The organism is Geomonas oryzae, assembly GCF_004117875.1.
GTDB classification, from domain to species: domain Bacteria; phylum Desulfobacterota; class Desulfuromonadia; order Geobacterales; family Geobacteraceae; genus Geomonas; species Geomonas oryzae.
In genome coordinates this window covers 117,224-141,831 of the sequence record NZ_RAHW01000004.1, presented here as the reverse complement: position 1 = coordinate 141,831, position 24,608 = coordinate 117,224, and the positions used below count along the sequence as shown (strand labels likewise).

The following is a 24,608-nucleotide window of genomic DNA, read 5'->3' as shown; positions in this document are numbered from 1 at the left end:
CGGAGGGAGTTTTGACAAACAACGAGATGATGTGGATCGCCTTCGCGGTGATCATGACGGTGATGTTCGTCCTGGACCTCTTCGTCTTCAACCGGAAGAGCCATGAAATCAGGTTCCGGGAGGCGCTCGCCTGGACCGTGGTCTGGGTCGGGCTCGCCATGCTCTTCAACGCCGGGGTGTGGTATTTCCTGGGTTCGGCGAAGGCTTTGGAGTTCTTCACCGGTTACGTCATCGAGGAATCGCTCTCCGTCGACAACCTCTTCGTCTTCATCATGATCTTCTCCTACTTCAAGGTCCCGCGGGCGCTGCAGCCCAAGATACTTAAGTGGGGGATCATAGGCGCGCTGGTGATGCGCGGCATCTTCATCATGGTCGGCATCGGACTGATCGAGCGCTTCCACTGGATGGTGTACGTCTTCGGCGTCATCCTGATCTACACTGGCTTCAAAATGGCCTTCGGCGGCGACGAGGAGGTGCACCCGGAGAACAACCCGATGGTGCGTCTGGTCCGGCGCTTCGTCCCCATCACCAAAAGGGCGCGGGGGGACCGCTTCTTCATAAAAAGGCGCGGCATATGGGCCGCCACCCCTCTTTTTCTCACCCTGGTCGTGGTGGAATCAAGCGACGTGATCTTCGCGGTGGACTCCATTCCGGCGGTGCTCGCGGTCACCCACGATCCTTTCATCGTGTACAGTTCCAACATCTTCGCCATCATGGGGCTGCGCTCGCTCTACTATCTGCTGGCCCACGTCATGGAGATGTTCACCCACCTGAAACTTGGGGTGTCGGTCATCCTCGCCTTCGTCGGCGCGAAGATGCTCCTTTCCAACGTGGTGGAGATCCCGCTCGTGCTCTCCTTAGGCGTCATCATCGGCGCCCTCACCATCTCCATCCTGGCTTCGGTGCTCCTGACCAAAAAGCAGCACAGGTAAAGGTCGGCCCGGCGTCATTCCGGCTCCGGGGCGTTCTCCTCCTCCCGCTTCACGATCCGGACCTGGGTGATCCCGGTCCGGGTCACCTCCTCGCAGGTGAGCAGGTACTCGCCCAACGCAACCTTTTCGCCCTGGTCCGGGAAACGACCGATCCGGTCCAGGATGAGCCCGGCCAGGGTGTCGTAGGGAAGGTCCTCACCCAGGTCGATCTCCAGCAGGTCTTCCAGATCGGAGATGGAGATGAGGGCGTCCACCAGGTAGCTCCCGTCCGCCAGCACCTGCACCCGGCTCGGCTCCCCGACATCGTGTTCGTCCTCGATCTCCCCGACCAACTCCTCGAGCAGGTCCTCGGTGGTGACGATGCCGCTGATACTGCCGTACTCGTCCACCACGAACGCCATATGCACGCGGGTCTTCTGCATCTCCTTCAAAAGGTCGCTCACCTTCTTCCCTTCCGGAACGAAGAAGGGGGGACGGACGATGGAGCGGATGTCGAAGTCAGGCTCGCGCACCATGCGCCCCAGGAGGTCCTTGCCGTGGATGAAGCCCACCGTTTCCTCGATGGAGCCCAGGTAGACCGGGTAGCGCGAGTACATGTTGTCCAGCACCCCGTTCAGGATCTCCTCGTTTGATTGGTTCAGGTCGAAGGAGACGATGCGGGTACGCGGCACCATGACCTCGCGTACCGCGGTATGGGTGAAATCGAAGAGGTTGTCGATGAAGGTGTGCTCGGTCTCGCTGAAGATGCCGCTCTCATGCCCCTCGGCGACGATATGCTGCACCTCCTCCCGCGTGACGAAGGCCTCCCCCTGGCTCTTCAGCCCGAACAGGGCGAGCGTCGCCTTGGTGGAGAAGCTGAGCACCGAGACCAGCACCACGGCGAAGCGGGCGAGGAGGTTGATCGGTTGCGCCACGCGCAGCGCCACCTGCTCCGCGTACTGAAGTCCGATGGTCTTAGGGACCAGTTCGCCGAGGATGAGGGAGAGGTAGGAGATGGCGCTTACCACGAGGCCTATGGCAAGCGGTTCAGCGGCGTTTCTGACCATCGCAATGGGGGACATCAGAAAAACGGGACGGATGTAATCGACCGCGATGACACCGCCCACCGCGGACGCGGTCGAACCGACTACGGTTACGCCGATCTGAACGATGGCGAGCAGCCGGTGCGGGTCCTTTTGCAGCGACTCGATCAGCGCGGCGCGCTGGTTGCCCATGGACACGAGCTGCGCTACGCGGCTTTTTCGTATGGAGACGATGGCAAATTCGGCGCAGGAGAAAAATCCGTTCAGCAGTATGAGGACGGCTATGACCAGCAGTTCGATGAAGACGGTGTCCAATTACCCTCCGGTAGTTCATGGCTCGCCAAGAAGTTGCCTTGGCTTGCTAATCTCAACAGGTGCTCATTTTCAACGCTAACCGGCACCTTGTCAACCTTTTGTAGCTCTTGGACGGCAGAATCAATAGCGCGGAGGGGGAAGATGCGGAGGGAAAGTGCAGCGTGGGCGATCGCCGCGTAGGAGGGAGCTTGTAGGGGGGCGGGGCAAGGCAAATCCCCCCTGTCCCCGAACGACTTTCACCCTTGACTCCGGTCTATACACCCTTCGCAAAGGGGGGGACGCTGGGCTCGTGAAGCGCTTGGTGGCTACTGTACTTAACGTTCCACGGAATTTCTGAAAAAGTGTTCACAGTATGGAACAGAGTGAATTTGTCCGCGACACCTCGGGAGGTGCGGCGGCCACCGCCTGGGTGGCCGCTCAAAGGTGGGGCTACTTGCCTATCTTGAAGGAAAGCAGGAAGCGGTCGTCGCCGCAGATGAAGGGCATCACGAGGGACTCGGCACTGGAGACGCTCTCAAGGGCGTAGTCGTTGCCGTAGATGACGGTGGGGATGGAAAGGTTTATGTCCGCCCCGCCGGGGGAGAAGATGTGCTTCACGTCCCCGCCGACCATGTTGGCGATCTCTCCCATGGCGTCATTCACATCGTCATCCACCTCGGTGATGTCCATCCCGAGCATGTTCGAGGTGACCTGGAGCGCCAGCCGCTTCGGGCAGTGTATGGCGAGGATCCCGGTGTGACTCCCGGCGAGGCCGACCATGCTGGTGACCGTCTCGTGGAATTTGAGCACCGGCTCGTCGAGCGGGGGTTCGTCCGTCACGTCGAGCATGACCATCGTGGAGAACACCCCGCGGGTTATATCGGCTATGGTCTTCCGGACCGCTTCTTCGGTGGTATTGGCATCGCTCAAGACCGCGGCATCAAGCCCCATTTCCATCCTCCTCGCTTCCGAGTTGAACTACCATATCGGCTACCGTCAGCCGGCAAAACAGTACACAAGTGTATTCGGCAGTAATCACTGCGACTTTAGAAACTTTTCAGCAGACCCGGTACTCTCCCCTGGCGAGGGCGAGACAGAAGTCGTTGATCGAGGCGAACTCCTGCCGCATGACCTCACGCACCGCCTCTTCAACCCGGGCGACCTCCATCCCCGGTTCCATGACTAGTTGGGCGTTGGCCATCTGCGGCTCGTCCACCGGCGCGCCGATCCGGCTTAAGAGCATGACGTTCGCACCCTGTACCCCGGGGACCGACTTGCAGATGGAGCGCGCCATCTTGTGCGAGAGGAGGTTGTAGATCTTGCCGACATGGCTTACCGGGTTCTTACCGGCCGCGGCCTCGGTGCCGATGGGACGCCCGATCGGGATGACGCCGTTCACCCGGTTGCCGCGCCCGACCTGACCTGAATCAGCGTCCTCGGCCGAGGTGCCGAGAAGCGAGAGGTAGACGCCCCCAAGTCCCCGCCCCGCCTGATCCAGGGTGTTGTAGTAGACTCGCACCCGGCCGAAGCCGGTACAGGCCGCCTCCAAAAAGCGCCGCATCTCGGCCACGACGGCCTCTTTCCTCTCGAAGTATTCCCGCTCGGAGTTCACCATTGCTGCAAGCAGTGGCATCGCGACGGTCAGCTCCAGTTCGTCGCCGTTGCGAAGCCCCATCACCTTCACGTCCTCGCCGGTCTCCGGGAAGAGGTCCTTGAAGCGCTCGCCGTTCAACTCCCGTTCGAGGGAAAGCACGGCACGCTCGGTGGGACTCAAGGGATAGTAGCCGACCGCGGCGGAGGTGTCGTTTGCCCCACGCACCGCTCCGGGCCTGGCGAAGATGTCGGTCAACTCCTGGGAGCCTGGGGCGAGCTTGAAGCGGTAGATGAGGTGCCGGTCCGGGTCGACGTGGCGCAGGTTTTCCCTGATCCACCCTTTCGCCGCATCGAGGGCTATGTCGCGTACCGGGATCTCCTTCCCGGCAACCGAAAAGGTAGCGCGGTCGCCGATGGTGAGTTCCATGGGCTCCAGCACCTCGCCGCCGCCGAAGCGCTTCTCAATGCGCCCGGCCGCTAGGAGCCCCTTGTCGATGTTGTGGTGCAGGATGACGCCGAACTCGGCGAGGTAGGCCTGGGAAAGGGCGACCGAGACGGCATCCATGATGCAGTCGCAGATCTGGTCCGGGTGCCCGGTCCCCTTGCGCTCCACCATCTCGACCCGCTGCTCGGTCACTTTAGCGCCGCGAAACTCCTCTACAACCAGCATCGGTTCCTCCTTTCCTCCCGGACGGCGCGGCAGTCCGGGGAACTGAAGAATAGTAGCGGAAAAAGAAGGGGGTGCAATTAATGGGAAATGCGGGGTGAGGAATAGGGTCGGATCAGAAGTGCCGGCGCACCACGAAACCGCCGCGTGCTATTTTCGCCTGCAGCCAGAGACCGAGCCACATCTTGATGACGCGCCTTGTAGCGGGGATGAGGAAGAAGATGCCGAGAAAGTCGGTGAAAAAGCCGGGCGTGGTGAGGAGCACGCCGCCGATGAAGATGAGGGCGCCGTCCAGAAGCTGCGCCGCGGGAAGCCGCCCCAGGGACAGTTCGTCGCGGATCTGCCCGAGCACACGCCCTCCCTGGTGGCGTATGAGCCAGGCGCCCATGAGGCTCATGGCAAGGAGGACCGAGACGGTGGCGACGCCCCCGATCACCTGTCCCACCTTGATGATGAGGTAGATCTCGATGACCGGGACGATGAGGAAGATGAGAAACAATCTGAAGAACATGGACGCCTACTTCTTCATGTCGATGCCGTAGCTCTTGATCTTTCTGTGCAGGTTGCTCCGCTCCAGTTCGATCGCTTCGGCGGTCTTGGAGACGTTCCAGTCGTTCTCCTCGAGCTTCTGGATGATGAACTCGCGCTCGAACTCCTCGCGCGCCTCCCTCAAGCTCGAAAGCTCCAGCACGCTGTCGAGTTTCCCCGCTCCCGCCTCACGCTCGGCCGCGGTGTTCAGATAGTCGGGGAGGTGGTTCAGGGTGATGGTGCCGCCCGGGGTCATGATCACCAGGCGCTCGACGATGTTCTTCAGCTCGCGGACGTTGCCGGGCCAGTCGTAGCGCTTGAGCGCATCCATCGCCTCGGGGACGATCCGCTTTCGCTCCCTTCCCTCCTGGTCGCAGAAGGCCTCCAGGAAGTACCCGGCAAGAAGCGGGATGTCCTCGCGACGCTCGCGCAGGGGAGGAACCTTGAAGGGAACCACGTTGAGACGATAGTAGAGGTCCTCGCGGAAGGTGCCGTTTTTGATCTCCTCCTCGAGGAGCTTGTTGGTGGCGGCGACGACGCGGACGTCGACCTCCATGGTCCGCGTCCCCCCCACCCTTTCGAACTTCTTCTCCTGCAGGATGCGCAGCACCTTCGCCTGGGTCTTGAGCGACATGTCGCCGATCTCGTCCAGGAAAAGGGTCCCGCCGTCGGCCAGGTCGAACTTCCCCTTCTTCTGCGCCACGGCACCTGTGAAGGCGCCCCGCTCGTGACCGAAGAGTTCGCTCTCGATGAGCTCCTCGGGGATGGCGGCGCAGTTGATCTCGATGAAGGGCTTGTCGCGGCGCTGGCTGTGGTAGTGCACCGAGCGGGCCACGAGCTCCTTGCCGGTGCCGTTTTCGCCGGTGATGAGGACCGAGGCGTTGGTGGGGGCAACGAGGCGGATCTGCTCGGCAAGCTGCTGCATGGGGGCCGAGGTTCCTATCATCTCGTGCCCCTGCTGCACCTGGCCTCTGAGCGCCGCGTTCTCCTCCTTAAGCCGCGTCATGGCGAGGGCGTTTTCTACCGTGACCACCACCTTCTCGAGGGAGAGCGGCTTCTCGATGAAATCGTAGGCACCGAGTTTCGTGGACTTGACCGCGGTCTCGATGGTGCCGTGACCGCTCATCATGATGACGTTCAGCCCCGGATGCTGCTCCTTCAGGCGCTTGAGCGTCTCGATGCCGTCCATCCTCGGCATCCAGATGTCGAGGAGCACGAGCCCCGGGAGCTCCTTTTGGCACATGGCGAGCGCCTCGGCGCCGTCCGCGGCGCACACGGTGCGGTACCCCTCGTCCTCGAGGATCCCGGCGAGCGAGGAGCGGATCCCCTCCTCGTCGTCCACTATGAGAATGGTGTCGGTCATGGCGCTCCTTGCTAACCGGAAAGCCCCGCTTCGCGCGCGAGGTTCCTCCAGGCGGGGAGGCTTCTCTCGATCATCCCTTTGTCCACGCAGTAGGCGATGCGGAAAAAGCCCGGCGCGCCGAAGCCTGCCCCGGGGACGAGGAGGATGCGGTGCTTCTGGGCCATCTTGACGAACTCGACGTCGTCGGAGAGGGGGGATTTCGGGAAGAGGTAGAAGGCGCCGTCCGGCTTCACCATGGAGAAGCCCATGGCGGTCAGCGAATCGTAGAGGAGGTCGCGCTTCACGCGATAGGCGTCGATGTCGACGGAGACGTGCTGCAGCCCCGCCACCAGGCGCTGCATGAGGGCGGGCGCGTTCACGAAGCCGAGCACGCGGTTTGAGAAAACCGCCCCCTCCATGAACTGCTCCACGTTCTTCATGTTCGGGCTCGCAGCTAAGTAGCCGATGCGCTCGCCGGGAAGGGCTAAGTCTTTGGAGTGCGAGGTGACGATGACCGAGTTCTGGACGTAACGGAAGATGTTAGGGACGCTCTTGCCGTCGTAGGCGATGCGGGCGTACGGTTCGTCGGAGATGACCAGTATCAGCCGGGAAAACTCCTTCTCCTTTGCCGCCACCATGTCGCCCAGGGCCTTCAGGCTTTCCGCCGGGTAGATGACGCCGGTCGGGTTGTTCGGGGAGCAGATGATGATGGCGCGGGTCTTCGCGGTGATCGCGGCGGCGATGGCCGGAACGTCCAACTGGAAGGTCTCGCGGTCGGTCCAGACCTCGACCGGGACGCCGCCGTGGTTGTCGATGTAGAAGCGGTACTCGACGAAGAACGGCGTAAGGAGGATCACCTCGTCGCCCTGGTTCAGGATCGTCTTCAGCACCACGTTGAGCGCGCCGCCGGCGCCGCAGGTCATCACCACCTGGCCGCCCTGGACCGGGAGCTCGCTCGCCGCGGCCAGCATGCGGGCGACGGCATCCCGGGTCTCCTGGTACCCCGCGTTGTTCATGTAACGGTGCATGCCCGGAACCGGTTCCTTGGCGAGCTTTGCGAACTCGTCCTGGAACGCCGCCGGGGGCTCGACGTCGGGGTTCCCCAGAGTGAAGTCGTACACGCGGTCGGCGCCGAATTCCTTTCTGAGCTTCTCCCCTTCCTCGAACATCTTCCTGATCCACGACGATTTCGCAATGAAACCGGCTATCTTGTCGGCAACAGGCATGCTACCCTCCTTGGTTTGGTGTCCAGTTTTATTAACACATTACGTAAACCGGGGCAAGGCGTATTCCCCCCGGCGATCACCCTACCGGCGCACCATTTTAATATTTCCCTGCATTCGCCCGGACAATCTGCTATGATACGCGCCTTGCCTTGTCATAAGAACCTAGAAGGAGGGAACAATGAAGAAGCATTGGCGCATCGAGACCCAGGCGATCCAGGAGGGATTCACCCCTAAGGACGGTGACCCGCGCATCCTGCCCATCTACCAGAGCACCACCTACAAGTTTTCCAGCGCGGAGCACGTGGCGAAGCTGTTCGACCTCGAGGTGGGGGGACACTTCTACACCCGGCTTTCCAACCCGACCGCGGAAGGTTTCGAGCTTAAGATCGCGGCCATGGAGGGGGGCGTCGCAGCCATGGCGACCTCGAGCGGCCAGGCGGCCTCAACCATCGCGGTGATGAACATATGCTGCGCCGGCCAGCACGTGGTAGCCGCCAGCACCCTCTACGGCGGCACCTACTCGCTCTTCGCCAACACCTTCCCGAAGATGGGGATCGAGGTGACCTTCGTGGACCCGGAGGCGGACGAGGCGACCATCTGCGCGGCCTTCCGCCCGGAGACCCGCTGCCTCTTCGGTGAGACCATAGGGAACCCGGGCCTCAACATCCTCGATTTCGACAAGTTCTCCCGCATCGCCAAGAAGATGCAGGTTCCCCTCATCATCGACAACACCTTCCCGACGCCGTACCTCTGCCGTCCGCTCGAGCTTGGCGCGGACATCGTGGTCCACTCGGCGACTAAGTACATCGACGGACACGCGACCAGCGTCGGCGGGGTAATCGTCGACAGCGGCAATTTCGACTGGGGGTGCGGCAAGTACCCGGAGATGACCGAGCCGGACGAGAGCTACCACGGTCTCAAGTACCTGGAGACCTTCGGCAAGCTCGCCTACATCGTTAAGGCGCGCGTGCAGCTCATGCGCGACCTCGGCCCCTGCCCGGCGCCCATGAACGCGTTTCTCTTCAACCTCGGGCTCGAGACGCTCCCGCTTCGCATGCAGCGCCACTCCGAGAACGCGCTCGCCATGGCTAAATACCTCGAGAAGCACGAGGCGGTCTCGTGGGTCAACTACCCGGGGCTTGAGAGCCACAAGAGCCATGAGCGGGCGAAGAAGTACCTTCCCAAGGGGGCGAGCGGCGTGCTCACCTTCGGCATCAAGGGTGGTGCCGCGGCCGGCAAGAAGTTCATGGAAAGCTGCCGGCTCGTGGCGCTCGTGGTGCACGTAGGGGACGCGAGGAGCTGCGTCCTGCACCCTGCAAGCACGACGCACCGTCAGCTCTCCGAGGAGCAGCAGATCGCCTCCGGCGTCTCGCCGGACCTGATCAGGCTCTCGGTGGGGATCGAGCACATCGACGACCTGATCGAGGACGTGAACCAGGCGCTTCTCGCCAGCCAGAAGTAAGCGGTAACGGGGGATGGCGGAAGGGACAGGCTCCGTTTAGGTGCCTGTCCCTATCGCGGAACGCTCCATTCCGCCCGGGCACCCGACCCAAGCACTAAGGGGCCAGGCACCTGGCGGAGCCAGGCCCCTCCTGCTTCGCAAAGGTTGGAGGTCAGGGAGGCAGCAACGGGTTCCCAAAAAAGAAAGGGGCGAGTGGATTTCCACTCGCCCCTTTTACTTTCCCGCGGCGGCTTACTTGCCGCAGCACTTCTTGTACTTGATACCGCTGCCGCAGCTGCAGGGATCGTTACGACCGATCTTCGGCTCAGTCCTCACGATCGGCTGCCGGGTCACCGGCTTGCCGTCGGTGAAGAGCCAACCCTGCTTCTCCTTCTTGAACAGGGCGCGCTCGTGATGCACGCGGTCCTGCCCCTGCTCCTTCCAGCGCGCGATGAACTCGACCTCACCGGTCGCATCGTCCTTGCCGCCGTCCTTGGTGGCGACGATCTCCAGCCCCTGCCATTCGGACTTCTCCGCCCACTCGCGGGTCCCCTCGGCGTCATACCCTTCGCGGTGCTTCGGGTGGGTGCTCTCGAAGATGAAATCGGTCTCCACGTTGACGTACGCGGCGTAACGCGCACGCATCAACGCCTCGGCCGTCTCGGCTGCGCGCTCACCCTTGATGATGGGGCGGCAGCATTCGGCGTAAGCCAGGGCGCTGCCACAGGCACAAAGCTCCATCAGTTACTCCTCCTCTTGTTGTTTATAGTTCCCGTTAGATCTCGTAGTCGGCGGCTACCACGGAAGAGCAGACGCTCCTCATGTAGGCGGCGACCTCGTTGGCGTGATACGGGTGTACCTGGTAGGCCTGCAGGTCCTCCAGGGAGTCGAACTTGGTGTAAAGGGCGACGTCGGCGGAACGCTCGGAACGGATCAGGTCGACACCGACCTCCAGGTGGCGCAGCATCTCGACCTTCCCCTCCATGCTGAGCAGGCGCTCCTTTGCCTTCTCCACGTTCTCTGCGGTCGCCTCTTTCAGCTTGAACAGCACTATATGCACGATCATCGTCATCCCCCAATAAGGTAGTGGCGTCACAAGGACATCTGTTAATACATCGGCGCCCGCCCCCCTGTCAACGATGGCGGGCCATGCGGTAAAAAAAAGGTTGCATGGCCAAAATAATGCTGCTATAAGGACCAACAGGATCGAAAAGGTCTTATTTAAAATTTTATGCAATGGAGGATTAAATGACTGGCGCTTTGAAATTCATGAGTATAATTGTACTGGCCTGCCTCGCCTTCGTCTCGAACGGGGAGGCGGCCCAGAAGGTCCTTTTCGACAACGCCCACGGTGAACGCTTCCAGATCGGGGACAAGGGTCCCCTGCAGCTCTCCGGTCTCGCCGAGGTGTTCCAGGGCGCCGGGCTCCAGGTAGGGGTGATCGACCAGCCCTTCACCGACGCGACCCTCTCGGGTGCCGGAGCGCTGGTGATCTCGGGCGCTTTCACGCCGCTGCTTCCCAGCGAGGTCGAGGCGGTGGCGAGGTTCCTGCAAAACGGCGGCAAGCTGGTGGTGATGCTCCACATCGCTCCCCCGCTCAGGTCGATCCTGGACCGGCTCGACGTGGCCTACACGAACGGCGTCATCCTGGAGCATGAGAACGTCATCGACGGGGATCCCCTCAAGTTCAAGGTGAGCCGCCTCGAGGCGCACCCGGTCCTCACCGGACTGAGCGACTTCAGCCTTTACGGCGTATGGGGCGTCATCAACCGCACCGAGGCCGCAAGGGTCATCGCTTCCACCGGCCCGAGCGCCTGGGTCGACCTGAACCAGGACAAGGTGCAGACCAAGGAGGAAACCGCGAGCATCGGCGTTGCCGTTGCAGGCGACCTCGGCAAAGGCAGCTTCCTCGTCTTCGGCGACGACGCCATCTTCCAGAACAAGTTCCTCGAAGGGAACAATAAGACTCTCGCAGCAAACTTGGCCGCCTGGCTAAAGTAGCGCTGTACTCATCAAGCAAACCGACAGGAGGGATTCAATGGCACAGGCTTTGGAAATCTACAAGTGTGAGATGTGCGGCAACATAGTCGAGGTGTTCCACCCGGGCGGCGGCCAGCTGGTCTGCTGCGGCGAGGCGATGGCCCTGCAGAAAGAGAACACGGTCGACGCCGCCAAGGAGAAGCACGTACCGGTAATCGAGCGCGGCGAGGGGACCATCACCGTCAAGGTCGGCAGCGTGCCGCACCCGATGGAGAGCGCCCACTACATCGAGTGGATCGAGCTGATCGCAGACGGCAAGATCTACCGCGCCCAGCTGCAGCCGGGCCAGGCACCGGAAGCGACCTTCCAGGTCACCGCAACCGACGTGAAAGCCCGCGAGTACTGCAACCTGCACGGCCACTGGGCCGCATAGGCAGGCTCCCGCATCCACGCATGCAAAAGGGGGGACGGCTTGAAGCCGTCCCCCCTTTCTTTTTAGTTCTTCCCAGGGAGCAAAGAGCAAATCCCCTTAAGGCAAATCCCCCCTGCCCCCCCTTCGCCAAGGCTACGTGGGGCAGGCTCCCCCTTCGCAAAGGGGGGAACGCGAGGTCAGCTGCGGCGCTTCGTGGACACACTTGTCGCCATCCCCCGGAATTTACTAAAGCACCTTCTCTTTTCCGGCTCAGGCCGCCAGGAGATGCTGCGCCAGCGATACGTTTTTCAAAAGCGGGTCGACCGGGGCGACGATGCTCGCGTAGCGCCTGCCGTTTTCCTCGGCGAGGCTCACGAGGCGCGGCGTCTCCAGGGTCTCCCCGTACGCCCCGATGAGCACCTTCACCGCAGGCTCCACGCTCTCCATCGGGTGGGGTCTCAGCACCAGGGCGATCTCGTTCGTGTCGAGACGCACGAGACTCCCTACCGGGTATTCCCCCATCATCGCCTCGAACTTTTCCACGAGCTCCCCGTTCAGCGAGGTCCCCGACAGGCGCCGCATGATCTCCATCGCCTCCTTGGGGAGGGTCGGCCTCTGGTAGGTGCGCAGCGTGGTGATGGCGTCGTAGCAGTCCGCGACGGAGACGATCTCGGTGTAGAGCCCGAAGGGGATCTCCCTCGCCCACTCCGGATACCCGGTGCGGTCGTGCCTTATGTGATGCCCGAGCACCGCCTCGGCCACCTGCGGCGGGATGTTCTTCATCTGGCGGACGATCTCCGCCCCCTCCTCGGTGTGCCGCTTCATCTGCTTGAACTCGTCGTCGGAGAGTCTCCCCGGGCTGTTCAGGATGGTCTTGTCGATCCGGGTCTTGCCGATGTCATGCAAAAGTCCGGCGGTGTTCACCTCGTGCAGCGCGTCCTTGTCGAGCCCGAGGAACGCGGCAAGGGTGAGGGCCAGAATGCCGACGTTCACCGAGTGACTGAAGGTGTAGTTGTCGTAGTCCTTGATCATGGCGAGCCCGAGGAGGGTGGTAGGCTCCTCCATGGTCACCTGGACCATATTTTCCACGACGCCGTTGATCCAGTCGCCGCTCGGGATCCTGCCGTTGTCGATCTCGCGCATGGTGTCGCGCACCGCCTTAAGGGCGTCCCGGTAGATGGCGGCGGGCACCAGCGCCTCACCCTTTTCGCCCCCCTCGCCCGCCACCACGTCTTCGATCCCGAGCCGGATGTTGACGATACCCTTGCCTTCCAGCTCGGCGGGGATGGTGTCGACGCTGCTGTTGCGGGCGGCGAGGGCCGCGGCGAACCCGAAGAGGTCGTCCGGGGTCACTCCGGGAAAAACGGTGCAGGCGTCGATCCCTTTCTGGGTCAGACGCTCCACCAGTTCGGTGACGGCGGCGTTCGGGGCGACCAGGAGGCACCCCTCTATGAAGAAGGTCCCCTCGACCACCCCGAAGTGCAGCTCGTGCTTCTCTCCCATCATGGAGGTCAAAAGCCCGATGAGCTCCTGCAGGGGCTGGCGCACCGCGGGGTGTGCCAGGGGGTAGAGCAGCACCGACTTGATCGAGGCGGTCAAGAGCATCGCCGCCCGTTGCACGTCTTGTTTGTTGATCTCACTCATGCTCGTCGCCTCTGTGCTGCATCGCTTCCAGCACCACCTGGGCGGGGCGCGCAAGTTCGCCGCCGCCTGCCGAGATCTCCTGCAAAAAGGCCCGTGCCTGCTCTCCGCCAAGCGCCGCTATCGCCTCGATGGCGGATAACTTCTGCTCCAGGCGGCGCGCGGGGGCGATCAGATGGCGCCTGCGCACGAGCCGGAACAGCGAATCGAGCGCCCTCCGGTCACCGATGCGCCCGACGGCCCGCAGCGCCTCCTTCTTGAGCACCTGCAGCTTTCCCATCAGATCGCGGCGCGCCACGAGCTGCAAAAGCGGCTCGAGGGCCGCGTGGTTGCGGCAATTGCCGAGCCAGGTGATCGCCTGTACCGCGGCGGCCTCGTCCTCCGCCTGGATGAGCGAGAGGACGACCCCGGTCGCCTCCATGCCGCCTATGCGCGCGAGGGAGCGGATGCTTTCCATGCGCACGCGCTGGTCCGGATGCTGGAGCGTCACGGTGAGCGCCCGGACCGCTTCACGGGTGCCGATCTCGCCCAGTATGGCGACGCCCATCTGCACCACCGCGACCCTGCCGTCCTTTAACAGCGGCAGCACCTGAGGCTGGGCTGCGGTTCCCATGCGCACGAGGGCGGTGCCGAGGGCCTTGCGTGAGGCCCTGCTGCCGGTTGCCGCCAGACGCCGGGCAATCGCCTCCGCCACGCCCCCGCCGCCCAGCTTCAGGATGCGGCAGACCTCTTCCTTCTGCGGAAAATCGACGTCCTCAAGGTGGTCCAGCAGGTGCTCGGCCGTCTCGCCCAGACACAGCTGCTCCAAAATCTCCTGCGCCGCTTCACGGCAGGCCGCGCTGCGCGCGGGTTCGGACAGTTGCGGTATCAAACGCAGAAAGACCACGTAGAGCCGGTCGAAGTTCCCCTCGAGCTTCAGGGGGAGCGCCTTCTTCAGCAAAAGGCGCGTAAGCTGCCGGTAGCGGGACTCGTCCTTTTCGGCCGCCAGCGCGGCGATGATCTGGTCGATCCCCGGCTCGGCCTGCGGCGCCGCACCGCTTTGCGCTGTCACCGTTTCCGGCTCCGGCTCGGACTCCGGCTCACGCTCCTCGTCGCCGACCGCCCCTTCTTCGGGGGCATCCTGTTCGGGCTGACCAGCGGTCTTTTTGGTGAAGACGGCGGTGACGTCGATCTGGTTCACCGTGACAGCCGCGACACCGGCCTTCAAAAGCATCTCGCCCACCCCCCCCTCCTCGGCGATCTTCTGTGGGGCGACCGCGAGAATGGAGAGCAGGGCCGAAAAGTCGGCGAGTGACAGCTCAGGGTGGATGGTGATGCGCTGCAGTTCGCGAGCGAAGAGTTCCTGGGCGAGCGCCTTGGTCATCGGGTTGGTTTCGATGACGCTCTGGCTGCCGGCGACGGCGAAGCCGCCACGTTGCACGATGAGGGAGATGCGGCCCATTGCGGCGAGGGCTGCCATGGATTGATAGGCGGAGTCGAAGATCTGCCGGCGCAGGGGATGGTTTTCCGGGTAGAAGGCAAACGCCTTCAAGGCCTTGGAGGTATCGCCCAGCGCTTTTTGACATGCCTGGGCGAGGCTCTCGCTGTCATCGGCTATGTTTTTCATGTCTTCCGGCATTTCCCATTCCCGTTAAGAGGAGGCGGACGCCAGATTCTAGCCGAGGTAATGATAATTATCAAACAATTTCAGCGATAGCTCCGCCGACACAGGGCGCCGCCTGCCTGGTTTTGCAAGGCCTTCGCGCGCGTTGCCATGCGATTTCAGTAAAAAAAGCAGCTTTGAGACGGTAAAGAGAGGCGTAACTGTTGAACTTGAGCCTGCCGCAGCTAGAATTAGCTGGACGTTAAGCCAGACAAGCCCCGCAGTGAGGACTTAGTGCCAAAGAACAACCTTGATTCAAAGACCGTCCAGTCCGCCCTCGATGCACTTTCGCGCCAACCGCGCGGGTCCCGCCTCACCCGCGTTCTCCCTTTCCTCGGCCCGGCCTTCATCGCCAGCGTCGCCTACGTGGACCCCGGCAACTTCGCCACCAACATCCAAGGGGGCGCCCAGTTCGGCTACCTCCTTTTGTGGGTGATCATTGCGAGCAACCTGATCGCCATGCTCATTCAGACCCTCTCCGCGAAGCTCGGGCTCGCCACCGGTCACAACCTCGCCGAGCACTGCCGCCTTCACTTCCCGAAGCCGGTTTCCCTAGGCATGTGGCTCATCATGGAGGCGGTGGCCATGGCCACGGATCTCGCCGAATTCATGGGGGCGGCGCTAGGCTTCCAGCTTTTGTTCGGCATTCCGCTCCTGGCCGGCGCCCTTTTGACCGCGCTCGCCACCATCGGCATCCTCGGCATGGAGCGCTTCGGCTTCAGGCCGCTCGAGGCGGTGATCTCCGCCATGGTCGCGGTGATCGCCCTTTGCTACGTGGCGGAGATCTTCATCGTGAAGCCGGACTGGTCCGACATCGCGGCGCACGTCGTGCGTCCGGGCTTCAGCGGCAGCGAAAGCGTCCTCCTCGCCACAGGTATCATCGGGGCCACGGTGATGCCGCACGCGATCTTTTTGCACTCCTCGCTCATGCAGGGGAGGATCGTCGTGAAGGACAGGAAGAAGCTGCGCACCCTGTTCCGCTACGAAATCATGGACGTGGTGATCGCCATGGGGATCGCGAGCTTCGTGAACATGTCCATGCTCATCATGGCGGCGGCCACCTTCTACGCCACTGGGAAGACCTCGATCGCGACCATCGAGGAGGCGTACCGTACCCTGGAGCCGCTTTTGGGCCCGGCCGCCAAATTCATCTTCGGCGTTTCCCTGCTCTTCTCGGGGCTCTCCTCGAGCAGCGTCGGCACGAGTGCGGGGCAGGTGATCATGCAGGGGTTCATACAGCGCCACATACCGCTCTGGATCAGGCGCATCATCACCATGGCCCCCTCGCTCTTCGTCATCGCCATGGGGTTCGACCCCACCCGCACCCTCGTCATCAGCCAGGTGGTGCTGAGCTTCGGCCTCCCCTTCGCCATCATCCCGCTGGTCATGTTCACCCGCCGCGCCGACATCATGGGTGACCTCGTAAACCGGCGCACCACCACGATGCTTGCCGGGTTCGCCGCCGCCGTCATCGTGGCGCTCAACATGTACCTGCTCTACACAACATTCACAGGATGACCGTCATGTTCAAGCACATACTAGTACCGATGGATGGCTCCAAACTGGCCGAGGCCGCGCTTCCCGCCGCGCGCTACATGGCCGACAGGTTCGCGGCCCAGGTGACCCTGTTCCACGTCGTGGAGAAGGACGCCCCGAGCCAGGTGCACGGCCAGAAGCACTTGACCGGCTTCGAGGAGGCCGGGCGCTACCTCGAGGAGGTGGCGCTGCGGTGGTTCCAGGGGGTACCCCAGGTCGAGTGTCACGTGCACGAGACCGAGACGGAGTTGGTCTCCCAGAGCATCATCGCGCACGCCGCGGAACTGGGTCACGACCTGGTGGTGATGTGCTCCCACGGGCGGGGCAAGGCCTTCCACCTCCTCTTCGGCAGCATCGCCCAGAAGGTCATCGCCGGCGGGACCCTGCCGGTGCTCATCACCCACCCCGACGAACAGGGGGAGCCTCCCCCCTTTGCCTGCCGGCAGATCCTCGTACCGCTCGACACCGACCCCGAGCACGAGAAGGGGCTCCCCGTGGTACGTGCCGTGGCCCTTGCCTGCTCTTCAGAGCTGCACATCGCCACGGTGATCCCGACCTACGAATCGCTCCCCCCCGAGGAGAAGGTCTCGGCCCGCACCCTGCCCTCGACCGCCTCGCGCATGCTGGAGCTTGAGGTGCGCGACGCGTCCGAGCACCTGGACCTTCTGGCACGGGAACTGACCGACGCCGGCATACGCGCCTCCTCGCACGTGCTACGGGGAGATCCGGCGGAAACCATCGCGCTGGCCGCCACCGAGGCCAAGATCGACCTGATGGTGCTGGCGACCCACGGCAAGACCGGCATGAAGGCCTTCTGGACCGGAAGCGTCGCCCACGCCATCTGCAGCCGCAGCCGTTGTCCACTTCTGCTGGTACCGATCAGCGAGGCGTCCTGACCGCGTTCGTGCCTGCACCCTGACACACAAAAAGGGGGGGAACCGCAAAGGCTCCTCCCCTTTTTCACTGTCCGCGTGAAGCTCTTCTATTTCTTCCCGCTCCCTTTGCACATGGTGCAGGGAACTTCCACCGGGTCGTATCCTGTCTGGCGGGAAGCGGTCATGATTTTGCCTTTGCCGTTGCATTTCGGGCATCTGGATTCAAACATGGCGTTCCTCCTTTATCTGCCGTAACTGCTTTCTTTATCTATATATTTTATCAAATCGAGATAAAAGAAAGTAGCGGCAACTGCCTCAGAGTTCGGCCCGTGCGGGGATGACGGCATCGAAAAGAAGAGGGGGAAAGGCGCCTGCCTTTTCCCCTCTTTTCTTGTCAGTTGCCGAAACGGTACCCGCTGCAGCGCCGCACGCACCTACCCATTAAAGGAGCAGGGGCGAAAGGCGCTAGTTGCCGCGACGGGGGCGGTTCCCGGGACGGTTTCCGGGGCGTCCGCCGGGTCGTGCCGGCTTGGGGGCCGCGCCGTTTGCGCCCGGCGCACCGGGGCCGCGCCTTTGCTCGCCGCCTTGACCGGCAGGACGGCCGGAACCGGCACTCCTGTTGCCGTGGGAGGTTTTGGCAGGGGCCGCTCCCTTCGCTTCGGCGGGCTTTCCGGCGGGTTTGGCCTCCTTCCTGCGCTGCGGCTCGCGGGGGGGACGAGCAAACTCGACGTCTTTCTTCGGTGCCGGAACGGTGTAGTCGAAACCGTCCACCCGGCGCCGCTCGATCTTCGCGCCGAGCACCCGCTCTATGCTGCGCACCATGGCCTCGTCTTCACCGGTCACCATGGTGAAGGCATCGCCGGTCTTCGCGGCGCGGCCGGTGCGGCCGATCCGGTGCGTGTACGCCTCGGGGGTGTCCGGGATGTCGTAGTTGATCACGTGCGAGATCTGGGAGACGTCGATACCGCGGGCGGCGATATCGGTCGCCACCATGATCTGGTAGGTGCCGTCCCTGAAACCGTCCAGCGCCGCCTGCCTGCGGTTCTGGGAGAGGTTCCCCTGCAGGCTGGTCGCCTTGTAGCCGCTTTTCTCGAGCTGTTCGCCCAGCCGCTTCGCACGGTACTTGGTCTTGGTGAAGATGAGCACGCTCTCCGTGTCGGAATGCTTCAAAAGCTCGAAGAGAAGCGGGGTCTTCAGGTGCTGGGCGACCGGGTAGAGCGCGTGCGAGACCGTTGCCGCGGGGGCGATGCGGCTCACCTGGATCGTTTTCGGGCGGTGCAGGATCTCGTGGGCGAGGACGCGGATGTCGTCGGGCATGGTGGCCGAGAACATGAGGTTCTGCCGTTTGTTGGGAAGCGCCCTCAGGATCTTCCTGACGTCGGGGAGAAAGCCCATGTCGAACATCTGGTCCGCCTCGTCGAGCACGAGGATCTCGACGCGGGAGAGGTCGACGGTCCCCTGGCCGATGTGGTCGAGCAGACGCCCCGGACAGGCGACGACGATGTCCACCCCTTCCTTCAGCCTCTTGATCTGGGTGTTGATGTTGACGCCGCCGTAGACGGTGATGCTTTTAAGCCTGGTCTTTTCACCCAGTGCGTTCAGCGAATCGTTGATCTGCTCGGCGAGCTCGCGCGTCGGGGCGAGCACGAGGCCGCGCACCCGGCCGCGCTCCCCGTCGACCAGGCGGTGCAGCATGGGGAGGCCGAAGGCCGCCGTCTTGCCGGTGCCGGTCTGGGCCAGGCCGAGAACGTCCTGCCCTTCCATTACGGTGGGGATTGCCTGCAGCTGGATGGGTGTCGGGGTGAGATACCCCACGGCCTCGACGCCGGCCTGGACCTTGGGGTGCAAATTGAACTCTTTGAAATCCACTACTACTCCTGTTTCTGCGTTGTCGCGCCACAAAAAACCCCAGAAGCCTTTAAAGCCCATGGGGTCCGTGACTCATTAGAATGGCGACTATAACACGAAACGGGAGAAAAGACGGCTCAAATTTATCTAATAGTGCGATTTTCCGATATCCATCTTTTCCATCCCTACCCCTCTCACCCCGTCCCTCTCCCGGAGGGAGAGGGGATGTGGACGGAAAATCAGTGGCGTTCGCGGTAATCCCTGCGGTCGTCGTGCCTGTCGTCCCTGCGGTCATCACGGTGCTCGTCGCGCCGGCCGTCGCGATACCCGTCACGGTACGTGTTGTCCCTGTAGTAATCCCTGCGCTCGCCCCAGCGGCCGTCGCGCTTTTCCGCAACCGGACGGTACCAGTTGCCGCGGTAGTGGTCGCGGTCATGCAGGTAGGCGCGGTATTCATAGTCGCGGAAGTAACGGATCTGTTCGTAGCGGTGACGGCTCAAGCCGTAAGGGAGCCTGCGGTAGGACGTGTAGGTCCAGGGTCCGCGGTAGCTGGCTGCGGTGTACCATCTGCCGTCACGGTACTGGTAGTAGCAGTTGTCGAGGTACACCACGTCGTAGGGGAGCCCGACCGAAACGTAGAAACCAAGTGCCGGCGAGAAGATGAAGCTTGGCGGTTCGGCATAGGCCACCGGGACGGCGGGCGCCGGGTATGCTACCGGAGCGGGTGCCGGATACACTACCTGAGGGGGTGCCACGGGTACCGGGGTGACCGCCACAGGCACTCCGATATTAACGCTGACGTCGAATCTCGCCTGTGCCGTTGCAGCCCCGGCGAGCACGAAAAGAGCTGCGAGTGCGATGAACCTTTTCATGATGTCCTCCTTGCGGCCTGGGCCGTCTTTCGTTTCGATGATCGTTCCGGCCAACTGTTGAGAGTGTCAATGCGACTGTTCGCCCTGTCTATCTTTTGAGAACAAAGCTAACAGCACAATGAGGAACAATTGTGGAGCAAATATGGAATTTCCTGACCCACTAAAGATGCAATGGAAGAATCACGACAACTGTGTTAATAACAAATTGTGTAACGACTTTAACGGTGGATCGTCATGAAGATAAAGATCAAATACAGACTTTTCTGCGCCATACTGGCCGCGACCGGCGTCGTCGTGATCAGCATGTTCCTCATCATGCAGTGGAGTGTCGGGCGCGGCTTTCTCGCCTACGTCAACACCATGGAGAAGGACCGTCTGCAGCGGCTGGCGCACGTGCTGGAGCGCTCCTACGACAGCAATGGGAGTTGGGAGTTTCTGCGCGAGAACCCCGAGGTATGGCCGGAGCTGCTTGCATCGACCCGCGAAGGACGCGAGGGGCGCGAGGGACGCGAAAGCGGTGAAACGGAGAACGTGCAGCGTCGAATGGGGCGGCGCGACCTTGCCTTCTCCAACCTAAGCGGCCAGGGACGGCACATGCCGCAACGTTTCGCCTACCGTTTCGAGGCGCGCGTGGTGCTGTTAGATGCCGCAAAATCGCCCGTAGTAGGCACCCCCGGCAACCTGGACAGTGCGCAGGTGAGAAAACTCACCAGCGGCGGCGACCTGGTAGGTTACGTGGCGCTCCGCCCGAGGCAGCGCCTCACCGACACCTATCAGCTTCTCTTCGTGAAGCAGCAAAAACTCACCATGGGGCTCGTCGCCGTCATCATGCTACTGGTCTCCGCGGCGCTCTCCCTGCCGCTCTCGAACCGCCTCGTCGAGCCGATCAAGCGGCTCGCCGCCTCCATGCACCGCCTCGCCTCCGGCGAGTTCGGCACGCGGGTTCCGGTGTGGTCACAGGACGAGTTGGGACAGCTCGCGCGCGACTTCAACACGCTCGCCCTTGCCCTCGAAAACAACGAGCGGGCGCGCCGGCGCTACCTGGCCGACATATCCCACGAGCTGCGCACCCCCCTTTCCATCCTGCGGGGCGAGATCGAGGCGCTGCAGGACGGCGTGCGCCCCATGGGTCCCGATTCCATGCGCTCGCTGCACGCCGAGGTGATGCACTTGAACCGGCTGGTCGAGGACCTGTACCAGATATCCATGTCCGACATCGGCGCGCTCAACTACCGTAAGGAGATGCTGGACCTGAGCGAGCTCCTGGAGGATGCCCTGGCCCCCTTCGCCCAGGAGTTCAAGAACAAGGGGGTCGCTCTCTTTGCCGAACTTCCGGCCGGCGAGTTCCCCGTCTTCGCCGACCCGGTGCGGCTCAACCAGCTCTTCACGAACCTCTTGGAGAACTCGCTCAAGTACACCGACGCCGGAGGTGAGCTGTCGGTGCAACTTATCCGTAGCGAGGCCTTCGCCGTGATCGAGTTCGCCGACAGCGCGCCGGGCGTGCCGCCGGACGATCTGGAGCGGCTTTTCGAACGTCTTTACCGAGTGGAAAGTTCCCGGAACCGATCCTTGGGCGGGGCGGGCTTGGGGCTTGCCATCTGCAAGAACATCGTCGAAGCGCACGAGGGGACCATAGCGGCGCTCCCCTCCCCCACCGGCGGGATCCTGGTGCGGGTGGAACTGCCGCTTGAGGGGAACGTGACATGACACAGACCATCATGATCGTCGAGGACGAGGAGAAGCTCGCGAGCCTTCTGGCCGATTACCTCAGGCAGTCCGGCTTCGAAACGGTATGGATCCCCAACGGCACCGACGTTGTGCCGCGGGTGAAGGAAAGACAGCCGGACCTCATACTTTTGGACCTGATGCTTCCGGGGCGGGACGGCCTGGAGATCTGCAAGGAGATCCGCACCTTCTCGCAGCTCCCCATCATCATGATCACCGCGCGCGTGGAGGAAATCGACCGGTTGCTGGGCCTCGAGCTCGGTGCGGACGACTACATCTGCAAGCCGTTCAGCCCGCGGGAGGTGGTGGCCCGGGTGAAGACGGTGCTGCGCAGAAGCGGCGAACATACCGCCCCCGCCTCCGGCGGCCTCACCCTCGACCCGGAGCGCTACTCGGCGCAGTGGAAGGGGCACGACCTCGACCTGACCGTGGTCGAATTCAAGCTGCTGCACTTTCTCTACCAGAACCCGGGGCGCATCTACTCACGCACCCAGCTCATGGACCGGATCTATTCGGATCAGCGCATCGTGAGCGACCGCACCATCGACAGCCACATCAAGAAGTTGCGCAAGAAGATCGCCGCCGTGGCCCCGGAAGAGGAACTGATCCATTCCATCTACGGTGCCGGGTACAAGTACGAACCGCCGGGGGCGTCCTAGCCCCCCGCTCTTCGCCTCCTTTTTCGTCCCACCTTTTTGCCGTTCAGGCAAAGAGCCCCCGCGTTGCACTCTCAGCGGCCGGTCATGGCCAAACTATGTTTGAAAAAATTCCTTAAAGTAGACATAGATCCGCTCCGATACCCTCATTAACACCTGGTGATTGTGACAATGGTGCGTACCCTATCGGCATAGGCCGCAGGAGAAAGCGAAACAGCGCTTCGCAAAAGTACCATTAAATCGAATTGTGTCTGGTCGATTGCTTGCAGTATGTGGCAAACAGCCTTGAGGAGGGGCAAAAATGTTAAAAAACATGAAAATCGGTACACGGTTGATGCTCTGTTTCAGTCTCGTCACGATGCTGCTTTTAATCGTCGCCGGAACCGGGTACTGGGGGGTCAAGCAAGGTGAGACCACCATGGTGACCGTCCTTGACGGCGAAGGGCAGATAGCCGAGCACTCGGCGAGGGCCCGAGCCAACGTCCTGGGCATGAGGCGCTACGAAAAGGACATCTTCCTTAACATCACCGATCTTAAAAAGGTCGAGGGGTATGTCGAGAAGTGGAACGAGGAGGCGACCAAGACAGAGGAGCGCGTCACGGACCTCGGCAAGGTTGTCGTGGACAAGGAGGATGTCGAGAAACTGAAGCTGATCAAGGAAAACTTCGCCCTTTACAAGGCGGGGTTTCTTAAGGTCATAACGGGGATAAGAGAGGGGCACATCAAAACACCCGCCGATGGGAACGCGGCGATGGCCACCTTCAAAGATGAGACGCACAAGATGGAAAACACTACCGTACTGCTCGCCCAGGAAGCGAATAAGGCGATGCAGGCGGAAAAAGCAGTGGTCCAGAAAGCCACGAAGCAGGTGGTCATGCTGCTTCTGTCGATCTCCGTGATCGCCGTTCTCCTGGCTGTCGCGCTCAGCATCCTGGTCACCGGCAGCATCAAAAAACCGCTGCAGATAGGGGTCGACACGGCCAACCGCCTAGCCGGTGGCGATCTGACCATGGAGATCGGGCAGACCTCCAAGGACGAAACCGGCCAGTTGCTGGCCTCGATGAAGGCCATGCTGAACAAACTGAGGGAGGTGGTGAGCGAGGTGAAGGCGGCCACCGACTACGTGGCGCAGGGGAGCCAGGAGCTGTCCTCCAGCTCCGAGGAGATGTCGCAGGGTGCAAGCGAGCAGGCCGCGGCGGCCGAGGAAGCCTCTTCCAGCATGGAACAGATGACCTCCAACATCAGGCAAAACGCCGACAACGCCATCCAGACCGAGAAGATCGCGGTGAAGTCGGCGGAGGACGCGAAAGAAGGGGGCAAGGCGGTCCTGGAAACGGTCCACGCCATGAAGGAGATCGCCAGCAAGATCAACATCATCGAGGAGATCGCGCGTCAGACCAACCTGCTCGCGCTCAACGCCGCCATCGAGGCGGCCCGCGCCGGCGAACACGGCAAGGGATTCGCGGTGGTGGCAAGCGAGGTGAGAAAACTCGCCGAGCGGAGCCAGAAGGCGGCGGGGGAGATTTCGGAACTCTCCGCCAACAGCGTCAACATCGCCGAACGCGCGGGTGAACTTTTGGCCAAGATGGTTCCCGACATCCAGAGAACCGCCGAACTGGTCCAGGAGATCAGCGCCGCCAGCCGCGAGCAGGATACCGGTGCCGAGCAGATCAACAAGGCGATCCAGCAGCTCGACCAGGTCATCCAGCAAAACGCCAGCGCCTCCGAAGAGATGTCCTCGACCGCGGAGGAGCTCGCTTCGCAGGCCGAACAGTTACAGGGGACCATCGCCTTCTTCAACATCGGCGACACTGGCAGGGGCAGAGGCGGCGCCGCCAAAGCGGCCAAAGCCGCGCAAAAACAACCTGCCAAAACGATGACCGCGGCAAAGAGCGCGCCCCATCCGGCCGGCGCACACCTCGGCAAAGCGGTCGGTGCCGACCTCGACATGGACGAGGATTTCGAGAGGTTCTAAAAAGTCTGCAGGTGCAATGAAAAAAGCCGGGTGCCCGGTGACCATCTAGGTCGCCTCGGCACCCGGCTTTTTACGTTTTTCCACTCCGACAGCTAGAGAAGCTCCACCTCGCTCACCCGCACGATCAAGAGCGCCTGTCGGAAAGAGGCGGTGAGTTGCTTCCGGTACTTCGTCCACCAGGCCCGGTCCAGCGCCTCGGTCATCACCTCGTAGATGACGATGTCGTCATGGACCGTGGTATCCTTGGTCTCTTTCCAGAGCCCGCGCGCCGGCGAGCGCATGTAGGTGGTGATGCCGCCGAAACGCTCGGAAAGCTCGTCGCGCACCTTGAGGAATTCGTCCTGGGTGAACGGCTTTCCCTCGTTGTCGTATAGCGGCAGGAGAATCTGGATCAGGTGCAT

The 24,608-nt window shown here is 62.4% G+C and carries 23 protein-coding genes; 9 read left to right on the top strand and 14 right to left on the bottom strand.

The genetic code is table 11. From position 1 onward, the window contains the following. Positions 1-11: 11 nt before the first annotated feature. Positions 12-932 (top strand): TerC family protein, encoded by a 921-nt coding sequence (locus D6Z24_RS11365; protein WP_129126714.1) that lies wholly within the window; start codon positions 12-14, stop codon positions 930-932. Positions 933-946: 14 nt separating this feature from the next. Here the strand turns inward: D6Z24_RS11365 and D6Z24_RS11360 are convergent, their stop codons facing one another. The 6 genes from D6Z24_RS11360 to D6Z24_RS11335 all read right to left on the bottom strand — a co-directional run bounded on the left by D6Z24_RS11360 (position 947) and on the right by D6Z24_RS11335 (position 7,604). Then, positions 947-2,269, bottom strand: a complete 1,323-nt coding sequence (locus D6Z24_RS11360; protein WP_129126713.1) for a hemolysin family protein — start codon at positions 2,267-2,269, stop codon at positions 947-949. Positions 2,270-2,698: 429 nt separating this feature from the next. Then, positions 2,699-3,199: a chemotaxis protein CheX gene (locus D6Z24_RS11355; RefSeq protein WP_129126712.1), complete on the bottom strand. Its 501-nt coding sequence runs from the start codon at positions 3,197-3,199 to the stop codon at positions 2,699-2,701. Between the two features lie 106 nt (positions 3,200-3,305). Continuing rightward, the gene (locus tag D6Z24_RS11350; RefSeq protein ID WP_129126711.1) at positions 3,306-4,511 is read right to left on the bottom strand and encodes a methionine adenosyltransferase; all 1,206 of its coding nucleotides are present in this window, start codon (positions 4,509-4,511) and stop codon (positions 3,306-3,308) included. Between the two features lie 112 nt (positions 4,512-4,623). Next, on the bottom strand, positions 4,624-5,019 hold the full coding sequence (locus tag D6Z24_RS11345) for an FxsA family protein (protein WP_129126710.1): 396 nt from the start codon (positions 5,017-5,019) through the stop codon (positions 4,624-4,626). Positions 5,020-5,025: 6 nt separating this feature from the next. Beyond that, a complete protein-coding gene (locus D6Z24_RS11340; protein ID WP_129126709.1) occupies positions 5,026-6,399 on the bottom strand; it encodes a sigma-54-dependent transcriptional regulator in 1,374 nt (457 codons plus the stop codon). Positions 6,400-6,410: 11 nt separating this feature from the next. Continuing rightward, positions 6,411-7,604, bottom strand: a complete 1,194-nt coding sequence (locus D6Z24_RS11335) for a pyridoxal phosphate-dependent aminotransferase (RefSeq protein ID WP_129126708.1) — start codon at positions 7,602-7,604, stop codon at positions 6,411-6,413. Positions 7,605-7,782: 178 nt separating this feature from the next. Here D6Z24_RS11335 and D6Z24_RS11330 point away from each other — a divergent pair, with 178 nt between their 5' ends. Beyond that, positions 7,783-9,066, top strand: a complete 1,284-nt coding sequence (locus tag D6Z24_RS11330) for an O-acetylhomoserine aminocarboxypropyltransferase/cysteine synthase family protein (RefSeq protein WP_129126707.1) — start codon at positions 7,783-7,785, stop codon at positions 9,064-9,066. 231 nt (positions 9,067-9,297) lie between these two features. Here the strand turns inward: D6Z24_RS11330 and D6Z24_RS11325 are convergent, their stop codons facing one another. Continuing rightward, positions 9,298-9,789 (bottom strand): YchJ family protein, encoded by a 492-nt coding sequence (locus D6Z24_RS11325; RefSeq protein WP_198419554.1) that lies wholly within the window; start codon positions 9,787-9,789, stop codon positions 9,298-9,300. A gap of 31 nt (positions 9,790-9,820) precedes the next feature. Continuing rightward, positions 9,821-10,111 carry a Dabb family protein gene (locus tag D6Z24_RS11320; RefSeq protein ID WP_129126705.1) on the bottom strand — a complete coding sequence of 97 codons (291 nt, stop codon included), beginning with the start codon at positions 10,109-10,111 and terminating at the stop codon, positions 9,821-9,823. Positions 10,112-10,314: 203 nt separating this feature from the next. Between D6Z24_RS11320 and D6Z24_RS11315 the strand changes: the two genes are divergently transcribed. Next, positions 10,315-11,046, top strand: coding sequence for a DUF4350 domain-containing protein (locus tag D6Z24_RS11315; RefSeq protein ID WP_246014645.1), 732 nt, complete (start codon positions 10,315-10,317; stop codon positions 11,044-11,046). 37 nt (positions 11,047-11,083) lie between these two features. Beyond that, a complete protein-coding gene (locus D6Z24_RS11310; RefSeq protein WP_129126703.1) occupies positions 11,084-11,458 on the top strand; it encodes a desulfoferrodoxin in 375 nt (124 codons plus the stop codon). A gap of 249 nt (positions 11,459-11,707) precedes the next feature. On the opposite strand, the gene D6Z24_RS11305 is transcribed toward D6Z24_RS11310, so the two are convergent. Then, complete coding sequence (locus D6Z24_RS11305) at positions 11,708-13,081, bottom strand: HD-GYP domain-containing protein (RefSeq protein ID WP_129126702.1); 1,374 nt, start codon at positions 13,079-13,081, stop codon at positions 11,708-11,710. Next, positions 13,074-14,684, bottom strand: coding sequence for a HEAT repeat domain-containing protein (locus D6Z24_RS11300; RefSeq protein ID WP_162605119.1), 1,611 nt, complete (start codon positions 14,682-14,684; stop codon positions 13,074-13,076). The genes D6Z24_RS11305 and D6Z24_RS11300 overlap by 8 nt, the downstream gene beginning before the upstream one ends. Positions 14,685-14,954: 270 nt before the next feature. On the opposite strand from D6Z24_RS11300, the gene D6Z24_RS11295 reads away from it, so the two are divergent. Next, on the top strand, positions 14,955-16,238 hold the full coding sequence (locus D6Z24_RS11295; RefSeq protein ID WP_129126700.1) for an Nramp family divalent metal transporter: 1,284 nt from the start codon (positions 14,955-14,957) through the stop codon (positions 16,236-16,238). Positions 16,239-16,243: 5 nt separating this feature from the next. Then, a complete protein-coding gene (locus tag D6Z24_RS11290) occupies positions 16,244-17,152 on the top strand; it encodes a universal stress protein (RefSeq protein WP_162605118.1) in 909 nt (302 codons plus the stop codon). An 86-nt stretch (positions 17,153-17,238) separates the two neighbouring features. Here D6Z24_RS11290 and D6Z24_RS21940 read toward each other — a convergent pair whose 3' ends face one another. From D6Z24_RS21940 to D6Z24_RS11280, 3 genes are all read right to left on the bottom strand, one after another. Then, positions 17,239-17,361 carry a hypothetical protein gene (locus D6Z24_RS21940; RefSeq protein WP_281275028.1) on the bottom strand — a complete coding sequence of 41 codons (123 nt, stop codon included), beginning with the start codon at positions 17,359-17,361 and terminating at the stop codon, positions 17,239-17,241. Between the two features lie 235 nt (positions 17,362-17,596). Beyond that, positions 17,597-19,000 carry a DEAD/DEAH box helicase gene (locus D6Z24_RS11285; RefSeq protein WP_129126698.1) on the bottom strand — a complete coding sequence of 468 codons (1,404 nt, stop codon included), beginning with the start codon at positions 18,998-19,000 and terminating at the stop codon, positions 17,597-17,599. A 218-nt stretch (positions 19,001-19,218) separates the two neighbouring features. Continuing rightward, a complete protein-coding gene (locus D6Z24_RS11280; protein WP_129126697.1) occupies positions 19,219-19,851 on the bottom strand; it encodes a hypothetical protein in 633 nt (210 codons plus the stop codon). Positions 19,852-20,085: 234 nt separating this feature from the next. Here D6Z24_RS11280 and D6Z24_RS11275 point away from each other — a divergent pair, with 234 nt between their 5' ends. From D6Z24_RS11275 to D6Z24_RS11265, 3 genes are all read left to right on the top strand, one after another. Continuing rightward, a complete protein-coding gene (locus D6Z24_RS11275; RefSeq protein ID WP_129126696.1) occupies positions 20,086-21,558 on the top strand; it encodes an ATP-binding protein in 1,473 nt (490 codons plus the stop codon). Further along, complete coding sequence (locus tag D6Z24_RS11270; protein ID WP_129126695.1) at positions 21,555-22,235, top strand: response regulator; 681 nt, start codon at positions 21,555-21,557, stop codon at positions 22,233-22,235. The genes D6Z24_RS11275 and D6Z24_RS11270 overlap by 4 nt, the downstream gene beginning before the upstream one ends. A 298-nt stretch (positions 22,236-22,533) precedes the next feature. Next, entirely contained in the window at positions 22,534-24,207 is a 1,674-nt protein-coding gene (locus D6Z24_RS11265; RefSeq protein ID WP_129126694.1) for a methyl-accepting chemotaxis protein, read from the top strand. Between the two features lie 92 nt (positions 24,208-24,299). Here the strand turns inward: D6Z24_RS11265 and D6Z24_RS11260 are convergent, their stop codons facing one another. Then, positions 24,300-24,608: a hypothetical protein gene (locus D6Z24_RS11260; protein ID WP_129126693.1), complete on the bottom strand. Its 309-nt coding sequence runs from the start codon at positions 24,606-24,608 to the stop codon at positions 24,300-24,302.